Origin of the sequence: Dickeya aquatica (assembly GCF_900095885.1) — a bacterium.
GTDB classification, from domain to species: Bacteria; Pseudomonadota; Gammaproteobacteria; order Enterobacterales; family Enterobacteriaceae; genus Dickeya; species Dickeya aquatica.
On sequence record NZ_LT615367.1, the window covers coordinates 1835609 to 1860689 of the forward strand.

Annotated in this window: 18 protein-coding genes and 3 pseudogenes; 17 read left to right on the forward strand and 4 right to left on the reverse strand. The window is 45.8% G+C overall.

The annotated features are described in order from the left end of the window. Nucleotides 1-971 (reverse strand): annotated as a pseudogene (locus DAQ1742_RS08125) (IS3 family transposase). A 761-nt stretch (nucleotides 972-1732) separates the two neighbouring features. Between DAQ1742_RS08125 and DAQ1742_RS08130 the strand changes: the two are divergent. The 10 genes from DAQ1742_RS08130 to DAQ1742_RS08175 all read left to right on the forward strand — a co-directional run bounded on the left by DAQ1742_RS08130 (nucleotide 1733) and on the right by DAQ1742_RS08175 (nucleotide 13871). Further along, entirely contained in the window at nucleotides 1733-3151 is a 1419-nt protein-coding gene (locus DAQ1742_RS08130) for a chorismate-binding protein (protein ID WP_035342597.1), read from the forward strand. Between the two features lie 36 nt (nucleotides 3152-3187). Then, the gene (locus DAQ1742_RS08135) at nucleotides 3188-4432 is read left to right on the forward strand and encodes an ATP-grasp domain-containing protein (RefSeq protein WP_035342595.1); all 1245 of its coding nucleotides are present in this window, start codon (nucleotides 3188-3190) and stop codon (nucleotides 4430-4432) included. Between the two features lie 29 nt (nucleotides 4433-4461). Continuing rightward, the gene (locus DAQ1742_RS08140; RefSeq protein ID WP_035342593.1) at nucleotides 4462-5553 is read left to right on the forward strand and encodes a hypothetical protein; all 1092 of its coding nucleotides are present in this window, start codon (nucleotides 4462-4464) and stop codon (nucleotides 5551-5553) included. Next, nucleotides 5553-6953, forward strand: coding sequence for an aldehyde dehydrogenase family protein (locus DAQ1742_RS08145; protein ID WP_067486490.1), 1401 nt, complete (start codon nucleotides 5553-5555; stop codon nucleotides 6951-6953). Before DAQ1742_RS08140 ends, DAQ1742_RS08145 begins: the two co-directional genes overlap by 1 nt. A gap of 11 nt (nucleotides 6954-6964) precedes the next feature. Then, complete coding sequence (locus DAQ1742_RS08150) at nucleotides 6965-7645, forward strand: cyclase family protein (RefSeq protein ID WP_035342589.1); 681 nt, start codon at nucleotides 6965-6967, stop codon at nucleotides 7643-7645. 5 nt (nucleotides 7646-7650) lie between these two features. Beyond that, nucleotides 7651-8421 carry an SDR family NAD(P)-dependent oxidoreductase gene (locus DAQ1742_RS08155; RefSeq protein ID WP_035342588.1) on the forward strand — a complete coding sequence of 257 codons (771 nt, stop codon included), beginning with the start codon at nucleotides 7651-7653 and terminating at the stop codon, nucleotides 8419-8421. A 38-nt stretch (nucleotides 8422-8459) separates the two neighbouring features. Then, nucleotides 8460-9833, forward strand: coding sequence for an MATE family efflux transporter (locus DAQ1742_RS08160; protein WP_051124060.1), 1374 nt, complete (start codon nucleotides 8460-8462; stop codon nucleotides 9831-9833). An 18-nt stretch (nucleotides 9834-9851) separates the two neighbouring features. Next, the gene (locus DAQ1742_RS08165) at nucleotides 9852-10580 is read left to right on the forward strand and encodes an SDR family NAD(P)-dependent oxidoreductase (protein ID WP_035342586.1); all 729 of its coding nucleotides are present in this window, start codon (nucleotides 9852-9854) and stop codon (nucleotides 10578-10580) included. 96 nt (nucleotides 10581-10676) lie between these two features. After that, nucleotides 10677-11843, forward strand: coding sequence for a 3-deoxy-7-phosphoheptulonate synthase (locus tag DAQ1742_RS08170; RefSeq protein WP_083960945.1), 1167 nt, complete (start codon nucleotides 10677-10679; stop codon nucleotides 11841-11843). A 33-nt stretch (nucleotides 11844-11876) separates the two neighbouring features. After that, a complete protein-coding gene (locus tag DAQ1742_RS08175; protein ID WP_035342584.1) occupies nucleotides 11877-13871 on the forward strand; it encodes a formyltransferase family protein in 1995 nt (664 codons plus the stop codon). Nucleotides 13872-13923: 52 nt separating this feature from the next. Here DAQ1742_RS08175 and DAQ1742_RS08180 read toward each other — a convergent pair. Together DAQ1742_RS08180 and DAQ1742_RS08185 are read right to left on the reverse strand one after the other, a co-directional pair. Next, nucleotides 13924-14768 (reverse strand): IS5 family transposase gene (locus DAQ1742_RS08180; RefSeq protein WP_145916141.1). Its coding sequence is split into 2 segments (ribosomal slippage): nucleotides 13924-14423 and nucleotides 14423-14768, totalling 846 coding nucleotides; the frame shifts between segments, so codons are not numbered across the junction. 66 nt (nucleotides 14769-14834) lie between these two features. Further along, nucleotides 14835-15242, reverse strand: a pseudogene (locus DAQ1742_RS08185) (transposase); the annotation flags it as partial. A gap of 341 nt (nucleotides 15243-15583) precedes the next feature. On the opposite strand from DAQ1742_RS08185, the gene DAQ1742_RS08190 reads away from it, so the two are divergent. Together DAQ1742_RS08190 and DAQ1742_RS08195 are read left to right on the forward strand one after the other, a co-directional pair. After that, a complete protein-coding gene (locus DAQ1742_RS08190; RefSeq protein WP_067486393.1) occupies nucleotides 15584-16051 on the forward strand; it encodes a DUF2946 domain-containing protein in 468 nt (155 codons plus the stop codon). A gap of 75 nt (nucleotides 16052-16126) precedes the next feature. Continuing rightward, a pseudogene (locus tag DAQ1742_RS08195) lies at nucleotides 16127-17619 on the forward strand (PepSY-associated TM helix domain-containing protein). Nucleotides 17620-17749: 130 nt separating this feature from the next. Here DAQ1742_RS08195 and copC read toward each other — a convergent pair. Then, nucleotides 17750-18118: a copper homeostasis periplasmic binding protein CopC gene (gene copC, locus DAQ1742_RS08200; protein ID WP_035342576.1), complete on the reverse strand. Its 369-nt coding sequence runs from the start codon at nucleotides 18116-18118 to the stop codon at nucleotides 17750-17752. A 369-nt stretch (nucleotides 18119-18487) separates the two neighbouring features. Here copC and DAQ1742_RS08205 point away from each other — a divergent pair, with 369 nt between their 5' ends. Genes DAQ1742_RS08205 through DAQ1742_RS08225 form a run of 5 tightly spaced genes read left to right on the forward strand, consistent with a single transcriptional unit; the run spans nucleotide 18488 to nucleotide 24739 of the window. Then, nucleotides 18488-19297 (forward strand): ATP-binding cassette domain-containing protein, encoded by an 810-nt coding sequence (locus DAQ1742_RS08205; protein WP_035342573.1) that lies wholly within the window; start codon nucleotides 18488-18490, stop codon nucleotides 19295-19297. Next, a complete protein-coding gene (locus DAQ1742_RS08210) occupies nucleotides 19294-20127 on the forward strand; it encodes an ABC transporter ATP-binding protein (RefSeq protein WP_035342570.1) in 834 nt (277 codons plus the stop codon). Before DAQ1742_RS08205 ends, DAQ1742_RS08210 begins: the two co-directional genes overlap by 4 nt. Nucleotides 20128-20154: 27 nt before the next feature. Next, nucleotides 20155-21369: an MDR family MFS transporter gene (locus DAQ1742_RS08215; RefSeq protein WP_035342567.1), complete on the forward strand. Its 1215-nt coding sequence runs from the start codon at nucleotides 20155-20157 to the stop codon at nucleotides 21367-21369. Between the two features lie 39 nt (nucleotides 21370-21408). After that, complete coding sequence (locus tag DAQ1742_RS08220) at nucleotides 21409-22935, forward strand: ABC transporter substrate-binding protein (protein WP_035342565.1); 1527 nt, start codon at nucleotides 21409-21411, stop codon at nucleotides 22933-22935. 19 nt (nucleotides 22936-22954) lie between these two features. Continuing rightward, on the forward strand, nucleotides 22955-24739 hold the full coding sequence (locus tag DAQ1742_RS08225; protein ID WP_035342562.1) for an ABC transporter permease subunit: 1785 nt from the start codon (nucleotides 22955-22957) through the stop codon (nucleotides 24737-24739). Nucleotides 24740-25081: the final 342 nt, after the last annotated feature.

The window sequence follows — 25081 nt, forward strand, 5'->3', positions numbered from 1 at the left end:
TTACGTGGGTAGGATCAGTTCATTCAGGCATTCATCCCGAAAGCGACCGTTGAAACTCTCAATAAATCCGTTCTGCGTTGGCTTACCTGGCTGGATAAGTCGCAACTCCACACCATGCTCAAAGGCCCATTGATCGAGCGCACGGCAGGTAAATTCCGGGCCCTGATCGGTTCTTATTGTCGCCGGATAGCCACGAAAGAGCGCGATGCTGTCCAGAATACGCGTGACCTGAACGCCTGAAATACCGAAAGCAGCAGTGATCGTCAGACACTCCTTCGTGAAATCATCCACACAAGTCAGGCACTTAATCCGGCGGCCGCTGGCAAGTGCATCCATGACAAAATCCATCGACCATGTCAGGTTCGGCGCATCCGGGCGAAGAAGCGGAAGCCGCTCAGTCGCCAGACCCTTACGGCGCTGTCTGCGTTTTACGCCCAGGCCATTGAGATGATAGATGCGGTAGACCCGTTTGTGGTTAACGCAAAGGCCTTCACGACGCAGAAGCTGCCAGATACGCCGGTAACCGAAACGTCGGCGTTCCATTGCCAGTTCGGTGATACGTGCAGACAGATACGCATCAGTAGCCGGGCGGTGCGCATCATAACGGCAGGTCGACAGGGACAAACCTGTCAGCCTGCAGGCACGCCGTTGCGACAGACCTGTCGCTTTGCACATCACTGTCACGGCTTCCCGCTTCTGGTCTGTCGTCAGTACTTTCGGCCCAAAGCCACCTGTAGTGCCTCTTTATCCAGCATGGCTTCGGCGAGCAGCTTCTTGAGGCGGGCGTTCTCTTCTTCAAGTGACTTAAGCCTTTTTACTTCAGGTACGTCCATGCCACCAAACTTCTTACGCCACGTATAAAACGTGGCGTCGGAGATGGCGTACTTACGGCAAAGTTCGCGGGCGGAAACACCCGCCTCGGCTTCGCGAAGAATATTGATGATCTGTTCGTCGGAAAAACGCTTCTTCATGGGGTTGTCCTCATGTTGCTGATGAAGACATTACTAACATCGTCGTGTGTTAATCAATGGGGAGCAGGTCAATGATGTTGTTCCTCTATAAATGGGACGGCTCAACATAAGTGTGGCAGGATTATGTTGAGGAGGGACGTCCATCATATCACTTGGAGGAAACCCAGCCCGAGTTGCGCGATCTAATAAATTGCCAAATCAAAGAAAATTCACCAACCAGACTGTATCGCAATGATTATTTTCTGGTTTTTTGTTTAAAAAAATTCCAGCTAATGGATATAATTACAAGGCTTTCAATTCTGTTAAAAATAATTACTATAAGTGACTTATAGTGTGGTTGTTTTATTTAAACATTAAATAACAAAAACATATTAATTATGCAATAAATATGGAATGGCAGAGTTTTCAATAAGAAAAGATTCAAATCAAAAAGAAACTTGCATCACAGAAAAATAGATTTACTAGTACAAAAATACTGTTCAGGCTCTTTTTGTAAAAGAAAAAGCTGTAGATAAATGGGGGTTTAGTAGAAAGCTCGAAGTTTTTATATAAAGTTAATTAGCTTATTGAAAAGCCCTGTCTGTAAGAACAGAATGGTTAAAGGGAGTTCATGTTAACGTCACCGCATGGCGACGACTAGCTTTTATTTTTAAAGTGTCGCAAGTTTTTATTTGAAAATTAGCTATTTAGTTGGTGGTATAGATCAGCCATATCAAGGCTTTTTTATGGAAAATTTATCTATGCTTTGAAGGATAAGATATATGAATGATTCATTGCTTCGATATCAGGTAAAGCAGTCAAAACTAACAATAGTAAAGCAAATTTCTGCATACGAAATCTGTCAGAAATTAATGTCATATGATGGTAATTTAAAAGACGATTTCTATACTGCTTTCAACTTCATTGATGATGGTGTACGGCAACGTTTTAGCGCTTACGGTAGACTCGCTGAAATAACTGTACATTTAAGTCAGGATAAAATTATCTTCTCTTTCGAAAAAGATGAACGTAGTATTATCACTGATGTGCAGGAGTTTAATTCGGACACAACGCCTTATTCACTCGTATTCAGCCATTTAAATGGTTTTACAAAGAAAGTACGGAATTATTTGCTCGAGCATATGGATCTGCCCGATAACCACAACGATGTGGTATTTTTCGGTGGCTGGAAAGCCGTTACCAGACGAAATGGCATTGTGGAACTTGCTAAATTTACGTTGCCTTTAATTACAGTTAAACAACAGAATAATAATGTGATACTGACACAGTTTTTAAAAAACTGGTCAGAGGAGATCAGTATATCTCGTTTGTTAGAAGAAAACGAAAAAATTCCCATATTAGATTCCTTAGTCGTCCTGTCAGCATCGTATGCTTCGAATCGTCAAGAATATGAAGAACAGCTAAGTAAAGTGGTATTAGATTTAAAAAGCCTCAATGTATCGAAAGTCGTCGTATCCAAAAAGAAAGATATTTTGTTTAAAACAGCGCCCAACCCTCTTGCCTTTGCTGCTAAGTTGGCGTCTCGGCATGGTCAGGTTTATGACTATATTTTTCACTGGAAAAACGAAAAATATTGGGTAGGTGTGTCACCTGAAATTTTGCTGACAAAAGAAAAATCATATATATCAACGAAACCACTCGCTGGAACCATCCGGCTTGATCAGTCGTCAGAACTAAATATTGCCTCAGATATTCTCAAAAATGACAAAAAAGAGTCTAAGGAACATATGCTCGCTTCAAATAAACTTGAGGAGGAGCTTCAGGAAGTCTGTATTCCAGGCACAGTCAAATGCACGAGCGGGAAAGACCCGTTTGGCGTCGGATATGCTGTGCATCTGAGAAGTGTAATTAGCGGTGAAGTGGAAGATAACGTAAGTAGTTTTGACATACTGGCAAAAATATACCCACCAGCTACTATCTGGGGAATACCAGAAGACTGGAGTGGTACGATTATAAAAAACTTTGAGAAATTTGACCGTGGCTACTTTACCGGAGGGTTGGGCTACTTCACATTGAATGATAACAGCAATTTCTCGCTTGTGATCAGGAATGCCTCTCTTAATGATTGCCTGTTAGAGGTTTATGCCGGTTCAGGAATCATTGACCAATCGAATCCAGAGAAAGAATGGCGTGAAACCGAAACTAAAATGACGCCTATTCTTTCTGTATTAGAAGATTAAAATCTACTCGTAGCAATTAAAAATAAGGATATCAATATGCCTAAGTACTGCGTAGTGGTTGATGGTTTCGGCTCTGGACAATATATTGCTCCCAAACTGATAGAATTGGGATATCACTGTATACATATTACAGCTCTGCAAGGCGATATGCCTTTTGCCTCTTATAAAATTGACTCAACGCAATATGACGTAGAGTTAGTATATAATGGTGATATCGATAATGTAGTAGTGGCTTTAAAACCCTATGATATCATTGCGGTGTTGCCAGGCATCGATTCTGGCGTGGCGCTTGCAGATCAATTAGCTGATAAATTAACATTAAAACAGAATAATCCTGCCACATCACGCGATCGGCTAGATAAATACCATAGTCATTTAAAGTTAAAAGAAAATAACCTACCGCATGCTAGTGGGAAATTAGTTTCCAGTGAGGAAGATTTAATCGGCTGGTTTGATGGCCAAGATGCTCAGTCAATAATAGTAAAACCTCCGAAAAGTACTGGCGGAATAAATGTCTATGAGTGCAAATCACACTCACAACTGGTTGAAGCGTTTCATAAAGTACAATCACAGTCGCGTGTAATTGGAATCAGTAACGATGGCGTCTTGGCGCAAGAGCTATTGAAAGGTGTTGAATACATCGTAGATAGCGTATCTTTTGCGGGAAAACATTACATCACTGATATTTGGCGTAGCGACAAGCTGGACGTTAAAGATGGTAACTATGTCTATGAAAAAACCACCTTGCTTCCAGCTCAGGGTGATATTCAGGATAAGTTAGTTGCTTATCATAAATTGGTTCTGGATGCATTAGGACTAACGTTTGGCCCTTGCCATAACGAAATCATGCTAACTGAAAAGGGCCCTGTTCTTATTGAGATGAATCCCAGACCTGCTGGAGGAAACATACCAGATATCACTCAGGCTTGTACAGGGAAAGGGCAAATTGGTTGGATAGATTCTTTATGTCATTTTCTGGAAAGTGGTGTAGCGCCGAAAGATGAACTTTATACACTCCATAAAATTGGAATGATTGTTCCTTTTATTTCTCATGTTTCCGGGAAATTAACTTCATTTAAAAATATTGATAAAGTAAAGTCCTTGAATTCATTTTACAAATTACATTTATTCAAAGAAATTGGCTCTAATATAAACGTAACCAAAGACATGTTCACAATTCCCGGCGCAGCTAATTTGGTTCATGAGGAATCAGAGGTGATTAATAAAGAATACTACTTTATTCGCGACCTGGAACATGAAGGTCTGTTTGATGTTTGTTGATTTAATCATTCTCAACAGAGGCAATGGATATGTTGGATATATATAACTTTACATCTTCAAAAACGGTATCCAGAGACGAAGTGGTCCAGGCTGCGATGAAATGGCATTTCTCTAATGATACCGGAAGTTCATTTTGGCTGGAGCAAAGAAAAAATTTCGCTTTCGACCCTTTGACGGATATCAAAACCGTAGCGGATTTAAGAAATTTTCCTGATGTAACTGAGAAATATAAGACTGCCAAAATCGAAGATTTAATACCTCGTGGATTAATAAAGTATCGCGGGGAATTTAACATTTATGAAAGTGGTGGAACCACAGGAAATCCAACACGTATTGTTGAACGCGAGTCGCGCCGTATTGGACTAGATTATGTAAATAATATGTTGGTTCAGCACGGTATAAGCTTGGAGCAGAAAGGCAATTGGTTACATATCGGGCCTGCAGGCCCTCATATTGTAGGTAGGTCTATTGGTCTTCTTGCAAACCATCGCAAACAACAGTGTTTTTATATCGATTTTGATCCCCGTTGGGTAAAAAAGCTGATTCAAAAGGGTGATATTGCGCAGGTAAAGGCATATTCAAAGCATATCATTGACCAGGCGGCAGATGTATTATTAACACAGGACGTTAGCGTAATTTTTGTTACACCTCCGCTATTAGAAATTTTATGTCAAGATCAACGCATCTATTCCACGTTAGCAGAACAGTTAGTTGCCATCATATGGGCGGGGACATCAATAGATCCGGATTCGCTTGCATTACTAAAATCGGAGTTTTTTGCGGAGCAAAAAATCATAGGCCTGTATGGTAATACGCTGATGGGAATAGCTCCGCAGCGACCTGCTACAGCAGGGGATCTATACCCTTGCGTGTTTCAACCATTCGAGCCATTCACGATAGTTGATGTTGTTGATCCAAATAATAATCAAAATATTGTGCCATATGATTCACGAGGATTAGTTCGAATTAATCTACTGACGCCAGAATGTTTCGTGCCAAACAGAATAGAACGAGATGAAGCCATTAGAGTAAAAAGTATTTCTTCTACACAAGGCGATGGTCTAGCAGAAATTACTCCCCCGGCTAAATCTGGCAAAGCCATCATTGAGGGGCTTTATTGATGCGTGAAATAAAGGTGCTAAGGCCATCAGGAACCTATCAATGCTCAAAGCCATTGATTATTTTTTCAATAGATGGTGAAGCGTTGTTGCAGCTAAATCAAGCTCCCGGGTTGCTTATAAATAAAGTCAAAAACGAAATGTTGGAAAGCGTCAAGCAGAAATCGTCTGATGTCAGGAATATTATGGAGGCGGCTGCCGAATACTTTTTTTACAGTGAACTGGATGGGCAAACGCCAGGTGAATATGTTAATACCTTGCACCGTCTTTCAGGGCTACCGGTAAATAGCATATACAATGCTATGCAAGGGTTATACACATTCCTAGCTACTGCAAATAAACGTATTGATCAAGGAATGCCTCAGGGCGCAGTTAACTACGAACAGATTTCGCCAGAATATAAGGGAGGGATCTGGGCACCTTATGGTGAATTGCTATCTGTGATAGCCCCCGGTAATCACCCGCTGTCAAATCAGGGATGGCTCGAAGCGCTGTCTTATGGCTACAGGATTATGTTACGCCCTAGTCAGAGGGATCCCTTGACTGCATATCGCTTGATATTGGCTTTAAAAAAAGCCGGTTTATCAGAAGGTATGGCTGCTTATGTTCCTTGCGACCATCGTCAGGTTGATAACATCATAAGTGCAGGCGATCTGTCATTGGTTTATGGCGGGGAATCGATGGTTGAACGTTATCAGAGCAATGCTAACGTTATTCTGCGCGGGCCTGGTTACAGCAAAATATTGTTTGAGAGTGAAACGTTTTGTCTGTCTGATTCAATGCAAAAACAAGTAACCGAAAGCATCTTAGATGACGGCGGTGTTAAGTGTACAAATGTCAGTGGCTTACTGGTTCAGGGATCGATTACGCCTGTTTTATCAATAATCAAACAGCGCCTTTCCGGCATTAAAGCTGCGCCATTGTACAGCAAAGATGCTGTGCTACCTGTAATGACCTTCAATACAGCCAGTAGCTATTATAATCACATAAAAAAAATATGTGCTGAGGAGTCAATAGCATTCATTCCCGTCTCTGAACATGACCCACTGGTAGATTTCGGCGATGGCACTGCATGCATTGAGCCAATTATTCTCCTGTCAGACAAATTACCTGAAGAGCTTGACCGCTTTAACCTTGAGCTACCATTTCCCTGCGTTTGGATAGCGGGCTGGCCAGAAGAGAGAAAACTTTCAGCGTTGACCTCGACATTAGCCTTGGGTCTTTACATCGATAGTCCTGTAAAACTTACTGAAGCATTAGCCAATGTTAATATTAAAAAAATAGTCATGGCAGGGCACCAGGTGTCCTCGAATTTTGATCTTCCGCACGATGGTTTTCTGTCAAACAGATTATTGACAGTTAAAGGGTTTAAAGCCACATCTACATTTTCGTTCAATTTATAAGGTGAAAGGTTATGAGCAAGTTTTTACCAAAAGAGATCATCGATCTAAGTATTCCTTTTTCCGTAGATATGCCAAAGTATGATGCGCCTTGGTTTCCAAAATTTAGTTATGATGAAATCAAACCTGAGCAAATGTCAGAGGCAAACTGGCATAGGCGTTTCACTACTTTAAATTTGTTTGCTCATAATGGAACTCACATCGAATCTGGTGACCACGCATTCAGAAATGGTTACACAGTCGATAAAATAGAGTTGAAGCATTTTGTCGGTTATCCAGTCATCATCGACTTGTCAGGCATCGCTAATGGCACCGAGATTACGCCACAGATGATTGAGCCCTATGTAAGGGACGTGAAATTTACCAAGCAATCGATTATTTTAATTCGGACTGGATATGATGATAATTATTGGGACACAGATAACTTTTGGGATCACTCCCCGTGGCTGAATGCCGCGGCAGCCGATTTATTGGTGTCGACAGGTGCTGGTTTTTTTGGTCTTGATTTCCAGACGGAAAAACCGGGCGAGAAAAACTTTGTTGTACATAAAACGTTGCTGTCAGGACATGCAGTGCTTTGTGAGTATTTATTCAACCTTGATAAAGCGAATGAAAACACCCTTTTTATGGCATTGCCAATAAGTGTGACTAATACCGAAGCGTGTCCTGTTCGTGCAGTATTAATTAAGGGGTGAATAAAATGACTCATACACATGAGTTAGATAAAAAACGCGTGGCAATCATTGCTGGCGGGGCTAAAGGTATTGGTTTTTCAACAGTAAAAAAATTCACAGAATCTGGCTATGACTGTTTTGTCATTGACCGCGATGAATCTGCAATCGAAGAGGCGTCGACCCAATTGAGCGGATCTGCAATTAAATGGTTTTGTCTGGATTTGCTCAATGATAATAATGAATTAGAAAGTATATTTTCTAATCTTGCTGCATATCAATCTATAACACTCGTGAATCTTATAGGTGGTTCTCGTTATGGTTATAAGGATACATCCCAGTTGACCTGGCAGGACGTAGTGGACACTTTCGCATTTAATTTAAAACCAGCCTTTACCTTAATACAGGCTTTGTTACCTTTGTTCAAAGTGCGTAGAGAAGGCCGCATTGTCAATATTGGATCAATTACCAGCCGTATGCCTCTAAAGCTGACTTCTCTTGATTATGGTTGTGCTAAGTCGGCGCTACTGGGATTTTCTCGTCATCTTTCTATGGAACTGGCTGGATATCCAGTATTAGTTAACACGGTTTGTCCAGGAATAGTTGGGACTGAAAGAATAAAAGCACGTTGGGATAATCGCAGTGATGATGAGAACAACGCAATCCTTGACACCATACCTCTGAATCGTGTTGCTGAGCCAGAAGATATTGCTGAAACGATATTTTTCCTGGGGTCGGAAAACAACAGGTACATGACAGGAGCAATAATGGATGTTAATGGCGGGATATATCGTCCTTAACAGATTATTATTTATATGGATAATATCGGTGGATTGAAATGAATGTACAAGAAAAAAGTCAAGAAATTAACTCCTATAAAGGGGCTATTTTCAAGCTATCCTATGCTGTTTATTTAGAGCTGATTTCAACTGTTGCCAGCGGCATTATTGACATGATTTGGGTCGCCAGACTGGGTGGTATTGCCGTTGCCGCCGTTGCGGTTGCAACAAGTTTTGAAAATGTTCTCATGGGGATCATGTTTGCTGTTAGCGTTGGCACGACGATACTGATTTCTAATCGTCTGGGCACAGATGATTTAAAAGCAGTGAAATCGTATATCCGTTCTGGTTTTATTTGCGCTTTGGTTTTTGGCTTGTCTGTAGCCCTTATCTCATTTGTTTTTCGTGATCAAATAACGGATGTACTTATCGGGGAGAAATCGCAAGAGATAAAGGCATCTGTTTCTCAGTTCTTTATGATTATGTTTCCTGGTATGATTGTACTTTATGCGCAGATGATGGTGGATGCTATATTTAAAGGGCATAAAAACACAAAGATGCCAATGAAAACGGCTATTTTGGCAAACGCCGTTATTATAATATTAGATCCTATCCTCATTTTTGGCTGGTTTGGCGCGCCTGCGCTTGGTGTACTTGGCGCGGCGTTGGCAACGGTTTTAGGGCGCCTGGTTGCTTTATCATGGTCGAGCTATAAATTAATTAACTATCAGGATGTAAGAAATCTTACTCATGTTAATCCAACAATTCCTACCATTACCGGGATTAAAAATATTGTTTTCCTGGGTTTTCCCCTGTCTCTGGACTTTATAACCAGAATGTTAGGCACGATGGTATTGATAAATGTGGTGTCTCACTTTGGCGAGTCATACGTCGCTGCTTTCGGTATCGCAATCAAGATTATTATTTTTGTCACGATGGCATATTATGCCATCCGTCAGGCTAGTAGCATTCTTTTGTCCAGAAGAATTGGCGAAGGTTTTCCTGAAGATTCAAAAATAATTACACGTGATGCTTGCTATCTTGGGCTACTAATTACTCTCATTGCTGCCATCATCCTCATTATAAACCCTTCACATCTTATCAGCTGGTTCATTGATGATGCTGCGGTTATCAGTTCTGCGGCAACCTTGCTACTCTATTTGACTGTTTATCTTTTCCCGTTATCTTTCTGTGTCGGCAGTAGTGGTGTTTTCGTCGGTTCTGGTTACGGAACTTTATTAACATTGGTTACGTGTTGCGGAATTGGCTTGCAAACACTAATCGCGATCACGCTTCCTTATTATTACCACGACGTTGTTTATGTGTGGTATGCGATGATTTTTGGCGCAATATTGCAAACGGTGTTAATTGCTTATTTCTTGTGGATGAAAATCATCCCGCAGATATCGGCTCAAACAACACGAACAATTTAATTAAAACAGGTGAATGATATGAAAACTGTTCTCGTTTTAGGCGCAAGTGGTGATATTGGTAGCAGCATCGTATCTGAACTGCTTAAGAACAAATATCGAGTTATTGCTCAATGCTTTCAACATTCTGAGCGGCTTGTAAACATTAGCGCTGAATTGAACGTCGCAAAAGATAATCTTGTGGTTTTTGCTGCTGACTTAACCAATGCAAATATGCGGAAAGAACTCATGGCTAATGTTTCAAAAATCACAACCACACTGCATGGTTTGGTTAATGTTATCGGCGGTGGCAGGCCTTGCAACATTCGCGATCTCGATCTTGATGACTGGGATTTTTCCCTGGCACTCAACCTGACCGCACCTTTTCACTGTCTACAATTGGCATTACCTTTGCTCGAACGCGCGAAAGGCAGCGTTATCAATTTCTCGTCTGTCGCCGCTTACACTGGAGGCGCATTTGGCCCCCATTATGCTTCAGTGAAATCAGGGATTCTCGGCTTAACTCGATCTGCTGCCAGGGAACTCGGACCTTATGGGATTCGCGTAAACGCTATCTCGCCAGGTCCCGTTGATACCGAAATGACCCATTCATTACCTGCCGAGGTACTCAAGAAAATCATTGATGAGACACCGCTAAGACGCATGGTAACTACGAGCGAGATTGCCAGCGCAGTTAATTACTTTCTTGATGAGGCAACTTCCACCACAGGACAATCGCTTGTTATTGATGGAGGCCGCTTTTTCAATTAGCAATGTAAGTGTTTTGTTCATTAATGATGTCATATAACATGAAATTAATTTTTATAATGTTTTTTGCGCGAGCAATTTAATTGTAGAGGATAGTCTATGTCAACGCTTAACATTCTCCCACAATCTTCATTTGAAGATGAAGATGCTATAGTTCCCTATTACAAACAGCATTACTTTTATCGTCGTCCAAATAATATTTTGCATGAGAGAGAAATAATATCACCTCAGGAATTGATACGAAAATTTCCTCTTTCCTTATCATCACACAATTTTGTAAGTCAATCTCGTAAAACGATAGTGGACATACTCAATGGACGAGATCCCCGCTTACTTGTCATTGTTGGACCTTGCTCAATTCACAATCTTGATGCAGCACGTGAATACGGAGAGAAGCTTAAGTTATTATCGGATAAAGTGAGTGAGTCTTTTTTTATCGTAATGAGAAATTATTTTGAAAAGCCCCGGACTACGGTTGGTTGGCAAGGCCTTATTAATGATCCTTATATGGACAACAGTTTTTGTATTGAAGATGGCTTGATATTAGCTCGTAAATTGTTGAGCGAGCTATCCAGCATCGGTTTGCCAACCGCCATTGAGGCGCTTGACACGCTAATACCTAAATATCTTCAAGACCTAGTAAGCTGGACAGCAGTAGGGGCACGCACCACCGAATCCCAACCTCACAGGAAATTTGCCAGTTCTCTTGACTGTGCTGTCGGTTTCAAGAACAGTACTGATGGCTCAGTGGATGCAGCGGTGAATAGTATCATCGCCTCTAAAGTGGGAGGGCATTTTCTCAATATTAATGAAAACGGTAATTTGGTAGTAACTACCAGTCAGGGAAACCCACACGCTCATATCATTCTTCGTGGTGGTGCGAATGGTCCAAACTATAGTGCAGAGCATATTATCAACGTGGAGGCGACACTATATAAGAAAATGCTACCTGATTGTATTGTTGTAGATTGCAGCCATGATAATTCAGCAAAGAACCCTTCAAACCAATTGGTTGTGGTTAATGACGTTAAGCAGCAGATACTCTCCGGTAATAAATCCATTAAAGGAATCATGCTGGAAAGTAATTTACAATGGGGCAATCAGTGCATTGGGGATGATCTGTCTGCTATCCTTCCCGGTTTGTCCGTAACAGATGCATGCATAGACTGGCAAACGACTGAAGACTTGTTGCTTAAACTCAAAGATAGTTTGCAGTTTAGTTTGTTAAATCGCTTTAGACTGCAAAATTCTAAACATTCAGACTAAATAATTAGGATTTAATTTTAAAGGAATTTAATTATGAATACCGCTGTAATTAAACAATCAAATGAGAATAAAATTAAACCTATTAGTTGCTATGTGTTTGGATTAGGATCCTTGTTGAAGCTTTGTACTCAACAACTACTAGCGAACAACCGTTTCGACGTGTTGGGATTTATCTCGGCTGATGAAGATGCAATTCAGTGGGCCAATAAACAAGGAATTAAAACGCTTCATCTCGTTGACAAGGTTCGTTATGACCTGAGTGCAGATAAAATCCAACGTTTTTTACATAATCAACAATTTGACTATTTTTTCAGCATAGTTAATGCGATGAAGTTGCCTACCAGCATCATCAATTTGCCTAGGAAGATGGCTATTAATTTCCATGACTCTGAGTTGCCAAAATATGCAGGAGTTGATGCTACTAGCTGGGCTATTATGAAACAAGAACCCGTTCATGCTGTTACATGGCATAGTATGAGCAATGAGATCGACGAGGGTGAAATTGTACTTCAACAATTATTCCCTATTGAAAATGACGACACGGCTTTTACACTAAATGGAAAGTGTTTTGAGGCCGGAGTGCAGTCGTTTTCAAGATTAATTAGAAATATTGAGACGAACGAAATAGAAACGAAAGTGCAAGATCTGACTAAGCGATCTTACTACTCTCGCTACAAACCATTCACTGATCCTGATCTGGAGTGGAATTATGGAATTATTGACTGGCAAAAGAGTGCAGAGTCGATTGATGCTTTAATTCGATCCTTAAACTTTGGGCAGTACCGCAATTCTATGTTGAGTGCTAAAGTTAAATTTCCAAAGCAATATGTTCTTGTAGGGAATTCGGAAATCACTCCTGATAGTTCATCTAAACCAGCAGGTACGATTGTAAGTATTCAAAATGGGAAAGTCGTCGTATCGACTTTGACAAAAGACCTGGCAATTTATAACCTCAGGTTTTTGGATGGTAGGGTTTATAATATACATCAAGAGAATGACGTCTTGCGATTGAATGTCGGGTTTCAGTTGGCATATGATGCTCCTGACAAAACAGAGCTTTATCAGCTCGATAAACAATGTCTCTGGAATGAACGCTATTGGGCTGATAAGATCGCTAAGACGCGACAATCTAATTCGTTAAGTACGGATGTTTCGTTACAATCGAAAAATAAGATTTATTCAATACACCTTCCGGATAATAAGGGGCTATTTCTTAATGAATGGGACAGCCAAGTGCAATTGCTAGCCCTCTATGTCATTGTTATTTCAGCCAAAAATAATAATTCTAATGTTGCTGTCTGGTCATCTCAGTTAGAACTGTATAATAAATTTTCTAAATACTCAGCGCTATTTTCTTTATACTTTCCATCTATCTATGAAATTAACTATGGTGCATCTTTAACCAATCTGATAGAAAATGTTGATCGAGAATGGAAAGAGGTCATGCTTAAGGCTGGCTTTCACCATGATTTGTTACATCGTTTCGTAGAATTGCGTTCAGAACATGGATGGTTAAAGTATAACGATTTTGGCTTTTCAGCTTTCTCGGAGCATGAGAGTATCGAACATGATTATTTATTTGGTATGAAGCTGCATTCTGATACATCATGTTCAAATATTAATTTGATTGTTGACACTGCTAGGTTTAATTCTGTAGTGGCTAATCAATACAGTAACGCCATTTCGTTCGCCATCAAGAATCTTAAAAAATGGGCTGAATCTTCTCTGTCTGTGCTTGAAATTGTACATTACTTGAAACAATACTCAAACATCGAGAATTATCAAGATGTTGCTGCAGTATTACCGAATGGTTCGAGTGAAAAAGATAATGTAAGTTTGCTTTCAGATATTTGGTGTGAAACTTTAGGTGTTTGTTCCGTGGAAGATAACCAAAATTTCTTCAACTCAGGCGACTCGATAACTGCCATGCAGTTTGTACAACGTTTTAATCTTTTAACGGGAAGAAGCATACCGTTATCATATATCTACAAAAAGCCGAATTTTTCTGACTGGATTGAGTTGATATAATGATTTTGTAAATCCCAGCTAAATAGCTGTTCCAAATAGTAGGCCGTGTCCCTTAACTTAACAACCGTTTTAAAAATAACCTGATCGCTCCCAGTTTTAGCATACTCAGGTAGTTTCTGGCTGTTTTCTCCGAGCGGGTGGCAATACGGCGATTTTCTTTAAGTATCGCAAAGCAACGCTCCACGACATTGCGTTTTTTGTACAGGCGCGTGTCGAGGGGGCGACGTCCGTCCTGACTGGCCTTCTCATTCGATTTAAACGGAATAACCGCTTTTATTCCTTTCATTTTCAAATGAATGCGAAGGTTTTTACCTGAATAACCCTTATCCGCCAGCACCGCTTTCGGACGTGATTTCAGGTGCCCGCTTTTTCGGATAATCCCGACCCGGTTGAGCAACCTTTCCGCGTATCGGCTTTCGTGGGCCTGTCCACCGCTCAGGCAAAAACTCAGCGGTAATCCTGTGCCATCTGTCGCCAGATGGATTTTGGTGCCAAAGCCGCCGCGAGAGCGACCCAGCCCATGGTCCTCGCATTCATCGGGATGTTTTTTTTCGCACCCGCGGCCGCTTTCAGGGCGCGAACGTTACTGCCATCCAGCGCGATAACATCCCAGTCAATCAGCGCTTTTTCATCCAGAATCTGGAGTAATTTATTGAAAACGCTGTTCATTATTCCGGCTTTAGACCACCGATTGAAGCGGTTGTAAATGGTTTTCCATTGACCATAACGCTCAGGTAAATCCCGCCAGGGTGCGCCAGAGCAAAGCACCCAAAATATGCCATTCATGACATGTCTGTGCGCAAAGTAAGGACGCCCGCCTCGGGAAGAGCCTCTTTCAGGTGGCAGCATGGGAGAAATCAGCGCCCAGGCTTCATCGGGGAAATCGTAACGAGCCAAATTAAAGGACTTTTTGTGGTGAAATCATGTCCCTGATTGTACAAAAAATAGTTACGGGACACACCCTAGCGTGGGAGACACATCAGCATCGTACATCTCTTTGAATGTAGAAACGATTTCGCGGGTCGTCATCCCTTTGGCGTACAGGGACAAAATCTGGCTATCCATCTGCGTGATACGTGTCTGATTTTTCTTTATCAGTTGCGGCTCGAAGGTGTTTTCGCGGTCACGTGGCGTGCAGAGTTCAATCTCACCGTCGTCGCATAACACGGTTTTAGACGAGTAACCATTTCGGGTATTAGAGCCTGATTTAGGGGCATTTTTCTCGTGCCCGAGATGCTCAGTCAGTTCTGTATTGAGCGCGGTTTCGACGGTTAACTTCGTCAGCATGCGGGAAAACGCATTGAGGTCGGCTTCGGTTTTAAGGCCTTTAGCCAGTTCAGCAGCCAGTGTTTTGAGTTTCTTTTCGTCCATCGTTTGCCTGTCTCCGTTGTTGGAGTGAACATATCAAAAACAGGCAATTACACAATTTTAATTACAGTCTCGTTTTGCGGCATATTCCACGTTAGCACCATGGCTGTTCGGTGTTCACTCCGCAGTGCCTCACCTCAGCCATGGCTCTAAGGCGTTGTTATGATTTCTGGTAAGACGGGAGAATCCAGGAAAACACCCTTCGTGACGGGATGAAGTGTGTATCTGAGCATGATGTTACGAGGGGACATTTCTTCTCATCATTCAACGCACATTTTGTTATCCTTTCAGCAATAACCCAGTAAACTATCGGCCCATTTGCAACACAGGTTCACTTCCTGACCATGATGACTTTACGTCTGAAGCAGCAACTGACAGCCAGCATCGCCATTTTGGCGGTGCTGCTGCTGTTTGTTGCGCCAGTCGTGTCAAAATATCTCATGCACCATCAGATGATGGTGCATGAAATGATGGTCGAAAAAAGGGTTGATGGGGGGCTGTCGGAGGCTGTCTCCCATCAGCACAGCATGCCAGATATGGAAGGCATGTCACACATGCAGATGGACCTGACAGCACAGTCGGAGTCACAAAGCCAAAGCGCCTTTATGCCAGAAGGCATCGCCTGCGGTTACTGTGATCTGCTTATCCATGTTCCCATGATGCTGTGGGAATTTATCCCGCTCATCTGGCTGCTGCTGATGCTCTGCGATCAGCCAGTTGCACTACCTGTCATACTGCGCTTACCACGTCGTTTTATGCGCAGCCACCATCCCCGAGCCCCGCCTTATTTCGGTTTTTTCACTGAAATTTAGATGCTTCGGCAACAGCTGAACGACCTGTTCACAGGTCAGTTTCGTATGCATATTCTTTGAAAAATTGGAAAGGCCATGTCTTATTCAACACCTGCCGTATCAGCTCCACAGGGAGCGATGTTCAACCTTATCCGACGTCTGCATTTCTACATCGGCCTGTTCATCGCGCCTTTTATCTTTGTGGCAGCGCTGACCGGCACCTTCTATGTGCTGACGCCACAAATCGAAAACTATTTGTATAAAGACGCGTTGTATACGCAGGAGCAGGGGCAACAGAGGCCACTGTCCGAACAGATTGCAGCTGCGCGCCATTATGCGGGCGAGAACACCAAAATTTATGCCGTCCGTCCGGCACCTTCCGCCACAGACACCACGCGCGTGCAGTTTGTGGGGTGGGCCTTGGTCCCTCTGAATCACGCTCGGTATTCGTCGATCCCTATACTTTGCAAATCAAAGGTGATATGACGGTGTACGGGACGTCCGGCATACTGCCGTTGCGCACGTGGTTGGATCATCTGCATCAGGGGCTGCTGCTGGGCGATATCGGGCGTAACTACAGTGAACTGGCAGCCTCATGGCTCTGGGTGGCCGCATTGGGTGGCGTCGTACTATGGCAGGGTACCCGCCCGCGTCGTAAGGCGAAGAAAGTAAAAGGGGGCTTTGCGATAGCCCGCCACTGGCATATTACCCTCGGACTTTGCCTGCTCGCCGGTCTGCTCTTTTTTTCCACCACTGGCCTGACTTGGTCGCAATGGGCGGGAAACAATATCGACAGCATGCGTAGTGCGTTGAACTGGCTGACTCCGCAGGTCAATACCAGTTTGGACAACGTAAAGCCTGTCGCGCCAGCCGATGCACATGCCGAGCACCATGGCGACATGTCGATGCCGGGGATGAGCATGAAGCCCGCCACGCCTAAACCTGTTGCGGTGAATCGTTCGGATAGCGACTGGGGTAACGTGCTCAACGCCGCCCGCGCCGCCGGTATCTCTGCGGCGAAAGTCGAGCTGCGTCAGCCTAAAGGGGCGGGTAAGGCATGGACGGTAACAGAAGTCGATCGCCGTTGGCCAACCCAAGTGGACGCGGTTTCCGTCAATCCTGACGACTTCACCATCGTGGATCATGTCTGGTTCGATAAGTTTCCACTGGTCGCAAAACTGACCCGCTGGGGCGTCGATGCACATATGGGTGTGCTGTTTGGCCTGCCGAATCAATTGATCCTCGCTGCTTTCGGGCTGGGGCTCTGCGCCATGATCGTACTGGGTTATCGCATGTGGTGGATGCGGCGTCCGTCACGGGCGGAGGCAAATCCGGCACAGACGCTTTTTGCCAGTTGGCTGGCGCTTACCCTTTACGGACGCATTGGCACATTGCTTATCGCCTTGGCGCTGGGGTATTGCCTGCCGGTGATGGGGGTGAGTCTGCTGATTTTCCTTCTGGTTGACATTCTGCGCTGGAAGCATCATCAGCGGCAAACCCGCGCTGGCAGCGCACCGCATTCGTCTCAGCGATTACCGCTGAATAGCATTCAGTCCCGTATGGCAGTGAAAAATTTGAGGAAGAGGTGAGAAAATTATATGTTGGAGGATTGAAGGTTCTGGTGCGTGAGATATGGCGCTGATTTTCAATCTAGTTAATTATTAATACCGATGTTAAATACCCCGGTATTACACCGGGGTATACCATGACAACCCAATATCATTTTACGCTGAAATTATAAGTGCCTTGCGTCTTATGCCCATCAACAGATAAAGCGTGCCAATCGACTTCATAATTGCCTGATGCCAGCGGCGCATCCAGCGGAATGACTAATTGGGATTTGTTAGCCGGAGACAAAGTCGCTTTACCCGTTTTTACCACATCGCCTTTCCCGTTTTTCAGTTCGACTCCGCTAAAATTGGCTTCCAGATCTTCTGTAAAACTAAGCGTCAGACTTTTAGGTGATGTCGTCACCTCACTCTTGGCCGCTGGTTCGGTACTCTTGAGGTGTGCGTGTGCCTGGGCCTGTTGTGCGACGAAAATACTTGCCATGAAGGCTGCCATAATGCCAATTCTGGAGAATTTCATATCTGTTCCTTTGGGGTGAATATAACCATAACCAGCCAGAGATAATAATGGGTAGGAAAAGCATGTATCACTTCCTCATCAACTTCAATATGAGATAATTGGCGGGATATTTCTACCAGAGCAATGAGCCAAGTGCTATGAAGCCGAGTCGCTCAAGCAGCCGACGATACTCCAGTATTCACACAAGTGATAAAGAAATTGATAGGTCTCTGTTGCAACTGCTCAAAGGTTAGCTAAGACGTATCGAAGATATCCGAGTCAGTGGCAACAGCGCGAATCCATACAAAAAATTACAAAAAAACGCCATTTGCAATAAAGCACAATTAAATGTTATGTTATCACATAACACGCGGCAACATGTGCAGTTTGATGAATAACGATTACCCTTATCCGATCCCCGTTCTTGATGCAAAAAACGTGAGTATCTCCACCGATAATCACACGCTGGTCAGCGAGTGTAGCTTTCGTCTGTTCGAAGGCGAACGGGTCTGTATCATCGGCTCATCAGGTTCAGGTAAATCCCTGACCGCAAAAGCTATCATCGGCATACTTCCTGCCGAGTTAACATTGCAGGGAAGTATATGCATTAACGGTGCGTGTGTTGGCGGGGTTCATCCATCCCGGCGACCTGAACACGCCATGGTTTCTGCCATCTTTCAGGACTCGTCCACCGCGCTTAATCCGCTAATGCCGGTGGGTCGCCAGCTTGCTCTGGCGCTGAAAACGGGTAATAACGCAAAACTGTCGTCCTTACTGGATGCGCTACAGCTGAGCGGTATTCCCCAGTTACTCTCACGATACCCTGATGAACTCTCCGGCGGACAGCGTCAGCGCATCTGTATCGCACTGGCTCTGATGGCGAATAACCGTCTGCTGATTGCTGATGAACCGACGACGGCGCTGGATGTCATTAGCCAGCAGAAAGTTATGCAGGTATTAGGTCATCGTACAACATTGAGTTCCCCCCCTGCTCTGCTCTTCATTACTCACGATATCGCCGTTGCCACTCAACTGTGCGAGCGAGGTATCGTGATGGAAAAAGGCCAGATTGTGGAATGCGGCACCATGGTCCAACTCCTGAATGCGCCGGAGCATCCTTATACCCGCAAGCTGGTACAGGCAGCACGGGCTGCAGAACAGGCGTTAAAAACACATTCCAGTGAGGCACTCGCCGGATGAGTACGACTTTACAAACGGCATCCCATCATTTCATTCAGGTCGACAGGATTTCCCGTTACCGCAGTCGGGCTGCGTTCACGTGGAAAAAGGCCACGCCTGGAAACGCTATCCTTGAAGATTTTTCGTTAACACTGCACCAGCATGAACGCGTCGGCCTGCTCGGATGTTCTGGCTGCGGAAAATCAACGTTACTAAAAGTTATCCTTGCGCTCGATGCTGTGGATGACGGAGTGGTGTATTGCGACGGAAAGGTGGTCAGGCCAGGTTCTGCCCGTACATTACGCTGGTATCGCCGCCAGGTTCAGTACCTTCCTCAGGAGCCTGCCAGCACGTTGCCTCCGGCAATGCGTGTCAGTGATATCCTCAACGAACCACTAAGACATTTAGGTTGCAACCGTAACGCCTCACCCAATCTTGCCGCAGCACTTGAACAGGTTGAACTCAGCCCGAAGGTTCTCGACCAACGCGCAGGCTCGCTTTCAGGCGGCCAGGCTCAACGCGTTGCGCTGGCGAGGGCTCTGATCATTCAGCCCGATTTTCTGCTAGCTGATGAGCCGGTCAGTGGCCTTGACCTGCCTCTGCGTGAGCAAATCAAATCGCTACTTTTGCGAATAACAGAAGAAAACCGGATGGGACTACTGCTCGTCTCTCATGACATCTCAATGCTGGCGGGATTATGCGACAGAACATTGGTCATGGAGGCCGGGAAAATCATTGAAGATCGCCCAACGCTGCAAATGCTGCATTTACCTCATCACCCGCATACGCGCCAGCTTCTGGACGCAGTACCGGCTCTTTTTTCTCATGTCCCTTCCCGGGCACATGGTTGAATACACTTTTAACGAACGCCCGTAACCATGACTGAATTAGCTTCAAGTAAGAAAGCTCACACGTCTCCCCCATTACTGCTGGCCAGCCAGTTTATCTTCAATACCGGATTTTATGCGGTTGTTCCTTTCTTAGCCCTTTTTCTGCGCGATGACATGCTGCTGTCAGGTGCAGCGATTGGCCTTGTGCTCGGCCTCAGAACCTTTTCACAACAGGGGATGTTTCTGGTCGGTGGTGCGCTTACTGACAGGTTCGGCGGGCGAGCCATTATACTCTGTGGCTGCCTGATCCGAATCAGCGGATACCTGTTGCTCGCTACCAGCGCCTCGTTATGGGGAGTCATCCTGGGAGCTTGCCTGACAGGTGTTGGCGGCGCACTCTTCTCGCCCGCAATAGAGTCACTGATGGCACAGGCGGGTACACAAAGTGAAAAAGAAGGTAAGCGCAACCGTTCAGAATGGTTCGCCTTATTCTCTGTTTGTGGCGAACTGGGTGCAGTCATAGGGCCAATGTTGGGGGCATTGCTAACCGGGTATAGCTTCCAGTACGTCGCGCTTGGCGGTGCTGGCGTTTTCCTGTTTGCGTTGATCTTCCTCTATTTCATGTTGCCGACAGGTGGCCATCATCGCGGTAACCTTACCATTGCGCCCTGGTGGACGGCGTTTCAACAACGCCGCTTTGTTGCCTTTATTGTCGCCTACAGCGCTTACCTGTTCAGCTATAACCAGCTCTATCTGGCGTTACCCGTTGAACTGCGTCGCTCTGGGGGAAGTGAAGCGGACCTTGGCCCACTGTTTATGCTGGCCTCCGTTATGATCATTTTCCTGCAATTGCCTCTGGCGAGGTTTGCCCGAAAACGCGGCGCATCGCAAATACTGCCTGCGGGTTTTTTGCTGCTGGCATTGTCTTTCTTTAGCGTTGCGCTGTTCGCCAGTACCACACCGCCAGACAACCTGTGGCGGCTGCTTCCCGCTGTTTTACTGGTCACGCTACTGACACTGGGCCAGATGCTTATTGTTCCTGTCGGCATGGACATGATCCCCGTCTTTGCCCGAGATAAAAATCTGGGTGCACATTACGGGGCGCTGTCATCCATGGGCGGCGTAGCCGTTCTGACCGGAAATTTTGTCCTGGGCGGGCTGCTGGATCTCGCACTCACCCCCTCTTCGCTAGCCTTTGTGCCATGGCTGATGATGGGCTGCATTCCGTTATGCAGCGCCGTGGCCATGTTGTTTATTTTATGAACGCTAACACCACCTCTGCAAATCAATAAGGATACATAGATGAATATGGGTAAAACCTTTTGGCCTGTTTATGGGCTCCTGTCTGCCACCTTATTACTCACCGGCTGTTTTAATGAACCGCAGGGTGAATCGCTTAGTGCCAGCAAGGGCAGAATTAAAGTGGTGCACCTTCTGCCGCCCCGTTCCGGCCTGACACCGCTCAGTGATGATGCGTTCAAATTATCGCGCTGGAGCACAGCGGAAACGCTGGTCGTGCTCAATAGTGCCGGTGATGCGCAGCCAGCGCTGTCGACGAAATGGCAACAAATCAATGAGACGACCTGGCGCTTTGAACTACGCCCGAACGTCAGGTTTCATGATGACAGCATGCTGACTGCGCAGGTGGTTGTGAATGCCCTGACCGTCGCCGCCAGCGCCACGCCCAAACCCCGTATTCTTGATGGTGTAAAACTCACTGCAAAAGCAGAGGGTGATAATGCTGTTCTGGTCACAACTGAAAAAAGCGATCCCCTTTTGCCTCAGCGACTTTCCAGCCCTCAGTTGGCAATTTTGTCCCTGAGTGCTTACAAAGAAAATGGTGTGGTGAATCCGGTTAATGCGGGGACAGGGCCATTTATCCTGCGTAGCGTGGACGGCACCAGCAGTGCGTCACTTGACCGTTTTGAAGGCTACTGGGGTGAGAAAGCGAAAGCCAGCGGTATTGACGCAAGTTTTGTTCCAGATGGTGCCGCTCGCGCTGCCGCATTACGTACCGGTACGGCAGATATTATTGAGGCGATCCCCGTGTCTCAGGCCCCGCTTCTGGAACAATCACTGGTTCATGAAGTCCCCATGCCGAGAACCAATACGCTCTATCTCAACACAGCTAAGGGTGTCATGAAAGATCCTGCGATGCGTGCCACAGTCCGTGACGCGATTAACCGTCAGCAACTTGTCGATAATGTCTATGAGAAACGTGCAGACGTTGCGCAGGGACTGCTTGGCCCGGCCTTACCGTGGGCAGCGCAATTACGTAAACCGGTTGCAAACCCAGTTGTCCCGGGTAGACCAGGCGGAGCTACAATTACACTGGCGACGTTCAGCGATCGCGCGGAATTACCAGAAGTCGCGGTTTACCTGGCACAACAGCTCACCGCTGCCGGGTTTACCGTGAAACAAGTGGTTCGTGAATATGCTCAGATTGAAGCAGATGCGCTAGCTGGGAAGTTTGATGCGTTTATTCTTTCCAGAGCAACCGTCCTGGATTCTGGTGACCCGGTCGCTTATATGTATAGCGATTTTTCCTGCGAAGGTTCGTTCAATATTTCTCAGTTATGCCGCCCGGAAATTGATGCTGCGCTGAAAAAAGCCGGTGAAATACCTGCCGGTGAAGCCCGTCGTCAGGCCATCATGGACGCTGAGAACCTAATCCTTGCCAGTGATGCTGCCATTCCAATGTTGCATGAACGTGTTATTCAGGGAGAAAGCGCGGCTCTGAAAAATGCGCTACGTGACCCTCGCGAACGCACGCTCATCAACAACCAGACGCAGTTGGTCACCAGCGAACAGAATTCTGCTTCGCAGTAAGTCAAGAGGCTATTGATCGATGAGTGAACCTCTGTACTGCAGAACCTGTGCCAGGATTCAGCGGGCGAGTTGCCTGCCTCATGGCTTAATGATGACGTTAGTGTCACGACTCATTACGTTGACAGGCATCATTGTAGTGATAGGGATGCTACCGTGGCTTTCAGGTTCGGATCCGGCAATGGCATTACTGCGTGCGCGTTCCGCGGAACAGGAAGCCACGCCGGAAGCACTGGCAGCAATCCGTCAGTCACTGGGGCTTGATAACGGCCCCGTCCACTTGCTGATTAACTGGCTCAGAGGCCTTTTACAAGGCGATGCCGGGAATTCCTGGATTTCAGGACGTCCGGTACTGCCCGGAATGGTGCAGGCAGCGCAGGTATCACTGACGCTGATGCTAATGTCTTCCTCAGTGGCGCTGGTGCTGGCAGCAATGATTTGTCTGCCGACGTTACGTCGTGGACTGCATGGCCGCTCATACCGTTCGACAGGTTTTTTCGCGTCGATATTTACCGCATTACCCGAGTTTCTTCTGGCATCCTTTTTACTGGTCGTCGGCGCGGTCTGGCTGAAGTGGTTTCCCCCTTATGGCTGGAACGGTCTGCACTATGCCGTGCTGCCAGCGCTGGCCATGGGGATCCCGGCAGGGGGCTATCTGGGGCGAATATTCTCTGATGCTTTAGCCGCGACGTTCAGCGAAAACTGGGTTATTACCTGGACGGTGTCAGGGATATCGCGCTGGCACATTATTTGTGCAGTGCTTAAGCGGACCTTATCTACGGTAATGCCGTTAATCGGACTTGTTCTGGTATCACTGACAGGTAGCGCCGTGGCGGTTGAGAAAGTTTTTGCTATCCCCGGACTGGGCAGAGCAACGCTTGGGGCCGTCGTCGCACAGGATCTTCCGGCACTGCAGACCGGCATTCTCTTCCTGCTGATTATCGCATTTATGTTCGGGATGCTGGCCGCGGGGATCAGATACCTCATTCTTGGCCGGGCGTTACTCTCGTCATCTCTGCCGACGACAAATGAACCGGACGACAGTAACAGACGGATGTTGTTCGTACTGCCGGTTGTCTGTGCCGTCGCGCTGGCCGTGCTTATGTTGGCTGGCTTGTCACGTGATCCGTACGCGTCTGAGTTTCTGCGCCTGGCGCCACCCTCGTCTTCACTGCCCTTCGGTGCCGACGCCATGGGTCGCGATTTACTGGCGAGGGTTGCGCACGGTACCGTGCATACCTGCATTCTGGCGCTGATTGTCTCACTCGTTTGTCTTGCTCTGGGTCTAGTGATTGGTCTATTTCCGCGAGTATTTGTTGGACCGACCGAGATGGCTAATGCCCTGCCGTCTGTCATTGCAGGTTTGCTTGTGGTTTCCGTCAGTGGCCCCGGCAGTTCAGGCGCTGCCATTGCGATAGCGTCTGTCGGCTGGGCACCGATGGCGACACACACAGCCGCGCTGGCAACAGAGATCCGTGCCAGATCTTACATAAGCATCCTGCCCGTTTTGGGTGCTGGCTGGCTACGTCAGAATCTGTTTTATGTTTTTCCTGCCCTCATTGGCCCGCTTTTCCGTCATGCCATGCTGCGATTACCTGGGATCTCGCTGGCATTAGCGTCACTGGGGTTTCTGGGGCTGGGAGCATCACCACCTGAACCGGAATGGGGCAGTGTTCTCGCGGAAGGCATGCCATACCTTGAACGCGCCTACTGGGTCGTACTGGCTCCGGCGAGCGCCCTGGCCATTTTATCTGTAATGGGTGTGAGTCTGGCGAGCCTCACAAGTAAAAAACACACACGTATGTAATGAATAGCAGTCTAAGCACGGCCCACGTTGAGGTGCAGCAAGGACATCGCCCTCAACGCTCCGCTGTCGTGAGAGTACTGCATGCCTGCTTGAAACGAATGTGCACATTTTTTCACCATAACTATGCTGATTCTGGATCTCTGGCAGGATTCGCTTAGGGTGTGCCCTGTAATTATTTTTTGTACAGTTGAGTATTGTTATAACTGTGCAAAAAACGCTTTTAAGCGATAAAGAGCGACCAAAATAGATGAATATCTAAACAAAAGTCACCTTTCGGAAATGATTATTGCAGCACTCTTTAGCGTGTAAGAAGGTTAAGGGTACAGGCCCTATTATTTGGCG